This window comes from Halochromatium sp. (assembly GCF_046541315.1).
Lineage (GTDB): Bacteria > Pseudomonadota > Gammaproteobacteria > Chromatiales > Chromatiaceae > Lamprobacter.
The window spans coordinates 1-12595 of record NZ_JBKHDN010000070.1 but is presented as its reverse complement, the minus strand read 5'-3'; the positions used below and the strand labels follow the sequence as shown (position 1 = coordinate 12595).

Below are 12595 nucleotides of genomic sequence, written 5' to 3'. Positions count from 1 at the left end.
ATGTCTTGCTGCACGCCGATGTAGTGCGTCACCTGTCCCTCGCGGTCGCGCATCGCCGAGAGGTGCAGCGAGTTCCAGAAGCGGGAGCCGTCCTTGCGGTAATTGCGCATGATGACGTTGCAGGTCTCGCCCGCGCGGATCGCCGCGCGCATCCGCCAGCGTGCCTCCTGCGCCCGATCCTCGCCCTGCAGGAACCGGCAGTCGCGGCCGAGGACCTCGGCCGCGCTATAGCCGGTCATGGTCTCGAAGCCGGAGTTGACATAGATGATGAGGTCTTCGCCGTGCAGGTGTTCGGTGATGATGACGCCAGTCTGCGCCTGTGACAGCGCTTCGATCAGCACCTGATGGCGGCGGCGGAGTTGGAGCGCCTCGAGGGCGACACCGGCGAGGTTGCTGGCGACCTCGAGGATCTCGCGCGTAAAGCCGGCGTCGCTGGCGGTGGGCTGGGTTGCCGCTTGGGCGTCGGGTGGGGCGGTCGGTTGCTCGATGGCGACGAGCAGGGTGGCATGCCCAACGATCGGGAACAGGAGTCCCGCAGCCGTGGCCTCGGGAAGCGAACAGGGGGTCGCGGTCGTGAGGGCGTGATCACAGCAGGCGATGACGGCCGCCTGGTCGAGCAGCGCCGGTCCGTCGCGCGCGGGCGTCCCGGCCGCGGCGCTGGCGGTGCCGAGCGGTTTGTATTCCCCGCTCGGTCCCTGCTGGATCAGGAGACAGCGATGACGGGGCAGCAGGCGCGCGAGTTCGGCGTGGAGATCGTCGGCGAACGCGGCCTCGTCCTCGTCGCGCTCGATCAGCCGCGAGAGCAGTCGGGCTTGCAGCGTTGCCAGCGCCTGCAGCTGATCCTGCCGTTGTTTCTTGCTCGCCAGCAGATCGAAGCTGAAGCGCAGCGAGTGCGCCATCTCGGTCACGGTCGAGGCCAGTTCGTCGGTCTCGCGGATGGCGTTGCGGGTCAGCCGTGGCAGCGGTTGGGCGTCGGCGATTGCCGTCGGCAACCGCTGCGTTGCTTGCGCCAGTTGCTGTAACGGTCGGGTCAGCCGACTGCTGAGCCAGGTGGCGATGGCGATGCCGAACAAGGCGATGCCGGCTAAGACGAGGAGGTGGCGCAGGGTCTGCTGTTGCAGCTCGTCGATCAAAGGCGCCGCGCCGAAGTTGACGATCAGGGCCTGATCGGCGATTGGCGACAGCGCTTTAGGCAAGCGCACACGGTAGTCGGCGGCGTGCCAGCGCGCGAGTTCCAAGATCTGGGACTGGACGGGCTGGGCGGGCAGGGTGACCCAGAGCCCCTCCGCCGAGGTCGCCTGCCGCGCGCGCCCGGCCTCCGCCCGCCACGCGGACCAGGGCTCCAGGGTGAAGGACATTCCCGGCCCCCCTGCGGCAATCTGCTCGCCCAACCTCTGGCTCAGGGCGTCGAGCGCGGTCTCGAGGGCGAGCGGATCGACCGTTGCCGGATCGACCTCGGCGGCAAGCTGGTTCACCACCGCGACGCCGGTCAGCTTGGCACGTTCGACGGCATCGGTCTCGAGCTGATGCTTGAGCCCCAGGTTCTGCCAGATCGCGAGCAACAAGGCCGGGAGCAAAAGCGCCATCAGCAAGACATTGAAGAGGATGCGGCGGAAGCTGATGAGAGTGCGTTGACGCTCGCGGAACAGGGCGACCGTCAAGATGATCAGGCCAGCGAGGGTGGCATTCAGGATGCCGTTGATGGCGTGCGTGAGGACCATCAGCCAGGTCGAGGTCCCGTCGCTGCCGAGGGCGACAGGGTAGACGACGAGCCCCAGCGGAATGCCCAGCAGCAGCCAGTAGAGGGCATCGCTGGAGGCGAGCATGGGAATTCGGCGCTGACCCCGCGCGGCGCGATGGCGGTGCCAGCAGATGAAGGTCAGCTCGGCCAGCAAGACGAGAGCGGTATAAGGCTGCGCGAACAGGAGCCAGGTCGTGCTCGCGCCGATGGCTGCGACGAGCAGGCCGGCGCGTGGACCGAACCAAAACAGCGCCAGGAGTGCGGCGATCGAGCCGAACAGGAAATCGACGCCGAAAAAGACCGCGAGCCCAAAACCATTGCCAATGGATGCCAATAGGCCCAGCAACGCGAGCGGGGCGAAGCGGCCGATCGCGGTCTGTCGATGCTTCATGGGTGCCCTCCGTAACGATCGAGGGCGCTTGAGCACTGCTGCCGTAACATAGGATCATGACCAAAGCCGGGTGCGAGGTCAGCGGCAGCGACATGGACTGTTGGGGTTATTGTTCCGTTGTCTCTGCGGCTGTCTTTCGGCGATTGGGACACCGTAAGCAGTAGCCTATACGAACTGGATTCACCCCAGGGTAAAGACTTATTAAGGTCGTGGGAGAAGGGAGAGTAGGGCGAGGGGAGAGGGGAAGAGTCGGGCGTCAGGAGGCGGGCTGGGTCTCGATGGGGGGCTCGGCGGGGGTCTCGGTGGGGGCGTCGGTGCCGTTGAGGATCAGGCGGTAGCCAAAGCCGCGCACGGGGCTGATCGCCAGCTCGCCGAGGCCGGCTTCACGCAGCTTGCGCCGGATGTTGCCGATATGCACATCGATGCTGCGATCGCCGGGGTCCTGGGGGCCGCGGTTGCTCAGGCGCTCGCGACTGACGGCGCGGCCATGTTGGCGCAGCAGGATGCCGAACAGGCGAGCCTCCGTTCCGGTCAAGGTCAAGTCCGTTGCCGAGGCCCCGTTGCGGTGGAGGATCTGGGTGGCGGTATCCAGGCGAAAGGGACCGCATTCGACCACTCCGGCGGGGATATCGTCGAGCGCGCGGCGGCGCAGGACGGCACGGATACGGGCGAGCAGCTCGTCGATCTCGAAGGGTTTGACGAGATAGTCGTCGGCGCCGGCATCGAGGCCTTCGACGCGGTCTTCGAGGTCGAGGCGTCCGGTGATGATGATCACCGCCACCGAGGTGGTCGAGGCTAGCTCACGGGCGATGTCGATGCCATCCTCGTTCCCCAGGTTGAGATCGAGGAGCACGAGATCGGCTTCGGTGCGGCGGTAGGCCTGGCGCAGCGATTGACCGCTGTCGGCGAGGATGACCCGATAACCCGCCTTGGTCAGATGACGCTGGAGCGCGAGCCCCATGCGCCGATCGTCCTCGACGACGATGATGCTTGCCTTGTCGTCCATCGTGATTCAGCACATCAACATAAGGCCGCTCGACGGTATCAGGAAGAGGCGCCAGGGGATGCGAAGTGCTCGATCGGCACCGGGTGGCCGAACAGATAGCCCTGCAGGCGATCGACGCCCATCGTGATGAGCCGATCGCGTTGTGCCTCGGTCTCGACGCCCTCGGCGACCACTTGCAAATTGAGACTATGGGCCATGTGCAACATGGCGGCGATGAGATTAGCGGATTTTTCCGAATCGAACATCTCGGCGACGAATGAAAGATCGATCTTCAGCACATCATAGGGCAACTCGGCCAGCGCCCGGATGCTCGAATAGCCGATGCCGAAATCATCGATGGCCAAGGAGGCGCCACCGAGGCGCAGCTCGGTGGTGAGCGCGCGCATCTGTTGCAGATCGGGCAGGACCGCCGTCTCGGTGAGTTCGATCATGATGCGGCTGCTGCCGGCAAAGGCGTCGACGAGGCGTTTGACCATCGCTGCCGCGCCCTTGCGCTCGATGTTGGCGGCCGACAGATTGATCGAGAGAAAATCGAGCCCGAATGGCCGCAGTTGCGGTTCGAGTTCGATCAGGCGCTCGCTGAGCACGCGCGTCAGTTCCATGATCAGGCCGGATTGCTCGGCGAGCGGGATGAAGGCGCCGGCGCCGAGCACGCCGCCCTCGGGCAACGCCAGGCGGGCGAGGGCCTCGGCGCCGACCGGCCGCAGCGTGTGCGCCGAGAGGATGGGTTGGAAATAGGGCGTGATGCGCCCCGCATGCAGATGCGCGCGCAGATCCTCGACACTGAGCGCGTCCAAGGCGCGGCCTGGGGCGCGGCCCGGGGCGCGGGGCTTTTTCGGGCTGTCCGGTGGGCCGGGGCGCGACAGCACCGTCGGCAGTTCGCGCACCAGATTGGCCTTGTTGACCACCCCGTAGACGGTCAGCCCATTGCCTTGGGCGATGCGCCGCGCGGTATCCAGGAGTTCGTCGCCGTGACCCGACAGGAACACGAGCGGCACGGTGGGATGGTGCTCGGCGAGCCAACCGAGGACATCGACGCCGGTTTCGCTCCCCAGGCCAAGGTCGAGCACGATCACGTCCGGCACCTGCCGGTCGAGATCGTCACGCAGGGCTTGACTGGTGGTTTGAAAGCGCACCTCGTGACCGAGCGAGCCGGCGAAGCGGCGCAGGGTCCTTTCCATCCGCGGGTCGTCATCCAGGCAACTGAGGATCATGGTTCTCTAATCTCGGTATAATTCGCGAGTTTTCGGGTGCGTTCAGCGAATACCGGTCGCATCCGCATAGCATATGGCCGATGTCGCCGGATCAAAGCGGGACGTTCGAGGTCACCATACCGCACCCGCGCGGTCTTTCGGGAGCGCTCCCGTTCAGCACGATAGTAACGGCGCAGGGCGCGGGTTCATAGACTCCCCTCGGACCGATCCAGTCCCTGATACGAGGTTCTCTTGCACCAACATTCATCGAGCCGCTTCGCGCGCGCCCCCGCCTCGCCTGCCCTGCTCCAACTGCCCCGCTGGCAGCAACGGCTCATGCTCACGTTACTGAGCCTGTGGGCGCTCGCCGGTAATACCCTGACCTTGCCGCTGTTCTTCGGCTTCGACCTGCTGTTCGGCTCGATCGCCGCCTTCCTCGCCATGTACTGGCTAGGCGTGCGCGCGGGCCTGCTGGTCGCAGCGATCGGGGGCAGCGCGACCTGGCTGCTCTGGGGGCACCCTTACGCCATGGTCATCGTCGTGACCGAGATCGCCGGCGTCGGCTGGCTGCGTCATCGCGCGCAGCGCCGTTCTCGTCGCCGCATGGCCTTTGCCGCCGCCGACACGCTCTTCTGGTTGGCGCTCGGGATACCGCTGATCTTGGTGTTCTACCACCTCGCCCTGGGCATGGAGTGGGGCGTCGCCTGGTTGGTCGCGCTCAAGCAGGCGCTCAATGGGATCATCAACGCCACCGTCGCCGGGCTGATCGTGCTGGTGGCGGCCCTGATCTGGCACCAGCGCCGCGTGATCACCTTCGATCGTATCTTGTTCAACATCCTAGTGCTAGCGCTGCTGGCGCCGGTGCTGTTGCTCAGTGTCTGGCAGAACAAGGATCTGGTGCACGATCTGCAACCCAACGCGGCCCATCTGATCGAGCGCGGCGAGCACATCACGATGCTCGAGAGCCTTGGCGAGCGCCTGCGCGAGCAGCGACACGAGCCGGCGTTCTCGCTCGAGTCGCCGACGAGGCCGCCGATCGACGACCTGCAAGGCTACTTCCTGCGCCTCCTGTTGACCTTGCTCGGCCTCGCCTTGGCCGGCGTTGGCCTCGCCGCCTGGCTGAGCACCTGGCTGACCCGTCCCCTGCATCAGTTGATCGAGTCGACCCAGCGCCTCCCGGCGGCGATTGCCGGCTCCCGGCCCATGCCGCGTTTGACCGAGACGCCGATCCACGAGACCGACGAGCTGGCCGAGACCATCCTCGGCATGGCGGATTCGCTGCGCCTCAGCTTCGAGCAGGTCGAGCAAGAGAAGCAGCGCCAGAGCCGTCAGCAGGCGCTCGCGACCTTGCAGGCCAGGCTCCTCTCGGCGCTGGTCGAGCAACAGGGGGATGCGGATTCCTTTGGGGCCTTGCTCTGCGACGAAGTCGAGGGCATCCTGCCGCATCATCGCTGCCTGCTGCTCAGGCAGGCGACGGATGGCACCTTCACGCCGTTCAGGCGCGCACGTCAGCGAGGCGCCGATCTTCGCGCCACGCGGCTGGGCGAGCATCCGGCATTGATCGAACGCGCGCTCGAGGCGCTGCGCACCTCAAGGGCGTGCCCCTTAACGCGGGCGGACCTCGTCTCGGACGCGCTCGAGGACAGCCCGTTCTCGCTCGAGACAGCCACCTTGTCCGGGTTGGTGTTGCCGATCATGGGCGATTCGACGGTGCTCGTCGCCATCGAGCAGCGCCCGCCCGCGTTCGAGCAGACCGAGACCGGCGCCGCCTTCGCGCGCGCGATCCTGGAGACCGCGGCCAGCACCGCCGGCGTCGCCTTCGAGGCATTGCAACTGCGCCGTCGTCATCAGGTGCTGATCGACGCGCTGTCGCAGGCGCAGACCGGGATCATGATCACCGAGCGCCTGCACGGTGACGATCTCATCACCTACGTCAACGCCGGTTTCGAGGCCATGACCGGCTACAGCGCGGCCGAGGTCATCGGCCGCAACTGCCGTTTCCTGCAGGGCGACGATCGGGCGCAGGAGGCGCGCTGGCGGATGCGCGAGGCGATCCAGGCGGGTGAGGGCTGTAGCGTGATCATGCGCAATTACCGCAAGGATGGCAGCCGTTTCTGGAATTCCCTCTCCCTCTCGCCGATGCGCGACCGCGAGGGACAGGTGACGCACTACATCGGCGTGCAGCAGGACGTGACCGAGGCGATCGAGACCCTGGAGCGGTTGCGCCTGAGCGAGGCCCGCCTGCAAGAGGCGCAGGCGATCGCCCACGTTGGGAGCTGGGAACTCGACCTGCGCAGCGGCCAGGCGCAATGGTCCGACGAGACCTTTCGCCTGCTCGGCTTCGCGCCCGGCGCGGTCGCGCCCTGTCATGAGACCTTCCTCGGGGTGGTGGCGAGACACGACCGCGAGCGCGTGCGGGCAACCATCGCGGCCCTCGATGCCGAGTCGGCAAGCAGCGTGCAAATCGAGCACGGCGTGCTCGGTCCGGACGGCGTCGCGCGGACCCTGCTGCAACAGGGGCGTCTGCACCGCGACGCGGAAGGCGCGCCCACGCGCCTGCTCGGCACCTCCTTGGATGTCACCGAACTGCGCCGGACCGAGGCCTCGCTGCGCGAGCAAGAGGCGCGCTACCGGCTGATGGTCGAGAACGTCGAGGATCTCATCGTGCGCGTCGACATGGAGGGGCGCTTCGAGTTCGTCAGCCCCTCCTACTGCAAGACCTTCGGGCGCCGCGAAGACGAACTGCTCGGCAAGAGCTTCACGCCCTCGGTGCATCCGGACGACCGCGCCGCGGTCACCGCGGCGCGGGCGTCCCTGCATGCGCCGCCTCACCGTTGCAGTCTCGAGCAACGCGAACACACCGCGCAGGGCTGGCGCTGGCTGCAATGGTCGAACACCGCGATCCGCGATGACCGCGGCGAGGTCGTTGGCATCATCGGCGTTGGCCGCGACATCACCGAGCGCAAGCAGGCCGAGGTCGCGCTCGCCGAGCGCGAGGCCATGGTCAGCGAATTGCTCACGCTGGCCACTGGCTTCGTCAGCGTCTCGGATGAGTCCAACCAGAGCGCTTGCGAACAGGCGCTGGCCCGGGTCGGCGACTTCATCCACGCCGATCGCTGTTATCTGTTCCACTTCGGCACCGATGGCCGCGAGGTGACGGCGGTCGATGAATGGACGGCGCCCGGCGTCGACTCGATCCAGGCGCACTATCTCGGTCTGCCGACCGCCAAGCTGCCGATGATGATGGCGCCGCTGGCCGTCGGCGAGCCGGTGGTGATCGCCGCTGTCGATGAGTTCGGCGATAGCGATTGGGCCGTGGAGCGCCGTCGCGTCGAGACCCAGCAGGTGCAATCGCTGCTGCTGGCGCCGCTGCAGCTCGAGGAGCGCCTGTTCGGCTTCATCGGTGCCGAGATGGTGCACGCGCCGCGCGTGTGGAGCAGGGTCGAGATCCAGTTCCTGCAACTCTTTGCCAACATCCTCGTGGCCGGCGAGCAACGCGCGCACTCGCTCGCCGCGCTGCGCCAGAGCAATGCCCGCTACGACGCGCTCGCGCGCCAGAGCCGGACCATGACTTGGGAGCTGGATGCGGAGGGCCGTTTCTCCTACCTCAGCGAGGTCTGCGAGGCCGTGCTTGGTCATCCGGTGCATGAGATGTTGGGCCAGCACTACCGCGTGTGCATCGACGCGTCCGAAGGCGGGGAGCGGATCGCGCAGGCGGCCGAGATCATCGCGCACCAGCAGCCATTCCAGGACTTCGTCGTCCCTTGCCGGCATCGCACGGGGCAGCTTTTGTGGTTGGCCACCGACGGCGGCCCGGTGCTCGCCGAGGACGGCCAGCTGCTCGGCTACCAGGGCACGACCAAGGATGTCACCGAACGCGAGTTGGCATTGCAGCGGCTCGCGCACAGCGAGGCGCAACTGAGCGCGATCTTCGATCATTCGCCGCTGGGTATCGCGCTGGTGGGTCAGGATCGACGCCCGTTGCTGGTCAATCAGGCGTTGCTGCGGCTGCTCGGTACCAAGGCCGATGTCCTCGCCCAGATGCGCCTGGATGCGTTCACCTATCCCAACGATCTGCGCGCGGCGCTCGAGGCCTTTGACGAGCTGTTCGCTGGCAAGCGCCCGACGCATCGTTTCACCAGCCGTTACCTGCGCGCCGATGGCGAGATGCTGTGGGTGGATCTGCGCCTCTCGTTGCTGTCGACCTGCGCCGATGCCGAGCCCTTGGCGCTGCTGATGGTCGAAAATGTGACCGAGCTGCATGAGGCGCGCGAGCGCCAGCGCGTCGCCGAGCAGGAACTCGGCGATTATGCGGCGCAGCTCGAGCACATGATCGATGTGGTCAACCTGTCGCAACCCTACGCTGAGCAGATCGAGTCCCTGCTGCGGCTGGCGCGGCGCACGCTGCGGTTCGATACTGCCGCGATCTGGCAGATCGACCAGGCGCGCGTCGAGCATCTGCTGTTAGCGGTTCCGCACGACGGCCCGCAGGCGCTCCAGGCCGTGCCCTCGACCCTGGTTGCCGAGGCCATCGCCGAACTCGGCAGCCCGGTCCTGATGCCGATGCGCGCGACGGCCGACGCATCGGTCGCGTCCGCCGCCGAACAGGCGGCCATGATCGGCTTGGCGCTCGATTCCTTGACCCCGGATGGGCATTCGGAGCGGCTGTTGCTGATCCTCGCGGGCACCACCGCCATCGGTCAGCTCGATCTCGGGCAGAGTCAGCTGTTGCGCTTGATCGCGCAGCGTATCTCTGCGGTGCGCTACCGCCAGCACTTGCAGGATAATCTGGTGCAGGCGCGCGAGCGCGAGACCATCGGCCATCTGGCCAGCGGGGTCGCGCACGATTTCAATAATCTGCTCGGCGTGATCGACGCCAATTTGTTCTTCATCGCCAGCGCCTTGCATGAGCAACACGCCGCCGATCCCGAGGTCGATCAGGTCCTCGCCGAAACCCAAAGCGCCCTCGGCCAGGCCAAGGTGCTCACCTCGGGCATGCTCACCATGAGCGGCTCGGGCAAGATCCCGCTCGAACCGCTCGATGTCGCCGACGCCATCGGCGAACTCTCGTCCATCATCGAGCAGGTGTTGCCCGCGCGTATCCGGCTCGAACTCGCGATCGCGCCGGGATTGCAGGTCTTTAGTAATCGCGCCTTCCTGCAATCGGCGCTGCTCAATCTGTCGCTCAATGCGCGCGATGCGATCGGGGGCGAAGGCACGCTGACCATTGCCGCGCGTCCCCTGCGGTGGGAGGCGACAACGCCGCTCGTGGTCGGCGAGGTGGCGCTCGGCGATTGCGTCGAGATCCGGGTCAGCGACACCGGCACCGGCATTCCTCCGGAGCTGGTCGATCAGATCTTCAAGCCCCTGTTCACTACCAAGGCGAAAAGCCGCGGCCATGGTTTCGGGTTGTTCATGGTGGGCGAATTCGTCGCCCGCGCTCAGGCTGGCCTGAGCGTCGATTCGGTGCCCGGCGCCGGAAGCTGCTTCCGGCTGCTGCTGCCGGCCGAGGTGCCAGTCGAGGGACCGGTCGAGGGGCCGGCGGCGGGACAGGCCGAGGATGCGCGCAAGGCATTGAGCGAGGCGCTGGATGAACAAGACGAGGTCCTGACCAAGGCGCTGACTGCGGCATTGGTGGAGGCGCCGGCCGATAGCGTGCGGTCCGGCGAGGCGGAGAGGGCGCCAGCGGAGGACAGGGTGACGACGGCCGCATCAAAGGTGCGGGTGGCGAGCGAATCGCCGCGCGTGCTCTTGGTCGAGGATGACCGGCGCGTGCGCGATGCGTTGTCGCGCGTGTTGAAGGCCGATGGCATCGCGGTCGAGACGGCGGAGCATGGCGGGGCGGCCCTCGCGCGGCTGGCCAGCGCGTCAGCGGCACCCATCGACCTGGTGCTCTCCGATATCGCCATGCCGGTCATGGACGGCCTCGAACTCCACGCGCGTCTGCTCAAGCAGTATCCGCAGCTGCCGGTGATCCTGATGACCGGTCAACAGGCGCATTGGGACGCGCCGCTGAATCAGCGGGGCGAACCGACGCTGATCCTGCGTAAACCAATCGATTTCACCACCCTGAAGGTGGCCATTCGCGAGCAGGCGTGAGGGCGCTGGCGGCGCGCTCCTTGGGAACGCGCCCTTAGGCCTGCTTCTTGGTGTAGTAGAGGGTGCGCAGATAGCGCTGCGGTTCCCATTCCGGGCAGAGGTTGGTGATCGATTCGGTGCTGCCGATGATCAAGGCGCCTTGGCGCGCGAGGACGCGACCGAGGTTTTTGAACATGCGGATCTTGTCCGGCTCGTTGAAATAGATGGCGACATTGCGACAAAAGACGATGTCGAAGAGGCCCGGGGCCGAGATCGGCTCAAGCAGGTTCGCCTGGCGAAAGGTGGCGGTGGCGCGCAACTCGTCGCGGATCTTCCATTTGTTGCCGACGGGCTCGAAATAGCGCGTCAGTTGTTGCGGCGAGACGCCGCGCGCCAGCTCAAGTTGGCTGTAGTGGGCATAACTGGCCTGGGCGATGGCCTCTGGGGAGACATCCAAGCCCAGGATGCGGATATCGTAGCCCTCGAAATCGCCGAGCAGGTCCTTGAGCACGATCGCCGTGCTGTAGACCTCCTGACCGGTCGAGCAGGCGGCGCTGAGAATGCGGATCGGGATCGGTTTGGCGCGCTCCTGGTTGCGGCGATCGATCAACTCCGGCAGCAGTTTGTGCCGCAACAGCTGAAACGGCGCCTGATCGCGGAAGAACGAGGTCTCGTTGGTGGTGATGGCGCTGATGACCTTGGCGTGCAACTGCCGGGTCGGATCGGTCTTGACCTTGCGCAGCAGCGCCGTCCAACTCTCGGCGCCGGTCTCGCGCATGAGCGCGCCTAAGCGCGACTCGATCAGATAGCCCTTGTTGCTGTCCAGGCGCACACCGCAGGCCTTGGCAATGTACTCGCCCCAGGCCGGTAGTTCGTCACTCTTCAGCGGCGGAAGCTGACTCACGAGTGGCGTCCCTTGATGGCGGCGACCACGCCCTCGGCGATGGCGTCGAGCGGCAGCACGCGATCGACGACGCCGGCCTCGACGGCGATCTTCGGCATGCCGTAGACGACACAGGTGGCCTCGTCCTGGGCGATGACGAAGCAGCCGTGGCGTTTCAGCAGGCGTAAGCCCTGAGTGCCATCGTTGCCCATGCCGGTCAGGATCACCGCCATCGCGCGGCCAGGGAACTGGTTGGCTGCCGAGCGGAATAGATAGTCGACCGACGGCCGGCAGTGGTTCTCCGGTTCCTCGTCGGTGATCTGGATCAGCGGTTGTCCATTGGCGCCGTGGGCGAGTTGCATGTGATGTCCGCCCGGGGCGATGTAGACGGTGCCGGCCTCGGCGATGGTGTCGTGCGCCGCCTCGCAGACCTTGAGCGCGCTCTTCAAGGCGAGATGCTCGGCGAGCGACTTGGTGAACAGCGGCGGCATGTGCTGGACGATGAACACCGGCACCCCGAGCGTCGCCGGCAAGGCTGGGATCAGGCGATCGAGGGCATTGGGGCCACCGGTGGAGACGCCGATCAGCAGCATCTCGGGCGCGGCGAGCCGGGCCGGGCGGCTGGGCGCCGGGCCCGCTGTCCGATCCGATGTCCGCTCCGGTGCCCGATCCGATGAGCGACTGGCGGCCTGATCGGGCGGCGGCTTCGCATGTGGACTCGGGGCGGCGGGCGCCTGGGAGCGTGCGTCGCCTGGCGCGGGCGCCGCGCTGGGTCCCGCGTTGGGGTCCGCGCTCGTGCGCTGTTGCCGGCGCAGGATGCCGCGTACGTTGAAACGCACCGAGAGCGACTTCAGCCGTGGCGCCAATTCCCCGAGCAGTGTGGCGAAACTCTCGTCGAAGTTCGAGGTGGCGGGTTTGGTGATGAAATCGAAGGCACCATGCTGCATGGCCTTGATGGTCAGGTGCCCGCCTTTTTTGGTCAAAGCGCTGACGACGATCACGACCGGCGGATTGGGGAACCTCTTTAGCGCGTCCAACACTGCCAGGCCGTCCATTTCCGGCATTTCCATGTCCAGTGTCAGCAGGTCCGGCTGTATTTTTTCTACCTTGGCCAGAGCCAGGCGCCCGTTGGGCGCCTGGTCGATGGTCTCGATACCGGGAAAGGTTTTCAGTGCCTCGGTGAGGACGCGGCGAAACAGACTAGAATCATCGGCAACCAAGACTTTCATTTATGTTTTATGGATCCGGCCAGGTAAACAGCACATCGGGATCGAGCAGGGCGATGAGTTGATCGTTCTGCCGC

At 66.3% G+C, this 12595-nt stretch carries 6 protein-coding genes; 1 reads left to right on the top strand and 5 read right to left on the bottom strand.

The genetic code is table 11. From position 1 onward, the window contains the following. The 3 genes from ACLFQI_RS06650 to ACLFQI_RS06640 form a co-directional block, all read right to left on the bottom strand. A partial coding sequence (locus tag ACLFQI_RS06650; protein WP_410758118.1) for a PAS domain-containing protein occupies window positions 1-2132 on the bottom strand: 2132 nt, incomplete at its 3' end. 256 nt (window positions 2133-2388) lie between these two features. After that, complete coding sequence (locus ACLFQI_RS06645) at window positions 2389-3138, bottom strand: response regulator transcription factor (RefSeq protein WP_410758116.1); 750 nt, start codon at window positions 3136-3138, stop codon at window positions 2389-2391. A 38-nt stretch (window positions 3139-3176) separates the two neighbouring features. Then, window positions 3177-4352 carry an EAL domain-containing protein gene (locus tag ACLFQI_RS06640; RefSeq protein ID WP_410758115.1) on the bottom strand — a complete coding sequence of 392 codons (1176 nt, stop codon included), beginning with the start codon at window positions 4350-4352 and terminating at the stop codon, window positions 3177-3179. Between the two features lie 315 nt (window positions 4353-4667). Between ACLFQI_RS06640 and ACLFQI_RS06635 the strand changes: the two genes are divergently transcribed. Further along, window positions 4668-10430 carry a PAS domain S-box protein gene (locus tag ACLFQI_RS06635; RefSeq protein WP_410758114.1) on the top strand — a complete coding sequence of 1921 codons (5763 nt, stop codon included), beginning with the start codon at window positions 4668-4670 and terminating at the stop codon, window positions 10428-10430. Between the two features lie 34 nt (window positions 10431-10464). On the opposite strand, the gene ACLFQI_RS06630 is transcribed toward ACLFQI_RS06635, so the two are convergent. Both ACLFQI_RS06630 and ACLFQI_RS06625 read right to left on the bottom strand, forming a co-directional pair. Further along, the gene (locus tag ACLFQI_RS06630; protein WP_410758113.1) at window positions 10465-11313 is read right to left on the bottom strand and encodes a CheR family methyltransferase; all 849 of its coding nucleotides are present in this window, start codon (window positions 11311-11313) and stop codon (window positions 10465-10467) included. Further along, on the bottom strand, window positions 11310-12521 hold the full coding sequence (locus ACLFQI_RS06625; RefSeq protein ID WP_410758112.1) for a protein-glutamate methylesterase/protein-glutamine glutaminase: 1212 nt from the start codon (window positions 12519-12521) through the stop codon (window positions 11310-11312). The genes ACLFQI_RS06630 and ACLFQI_RS06625 overlap by 4 nt, the downstream gene beginning before the upstream one ends. Window positions 12522-12595 lie beyond the last annotated feature (74 nt).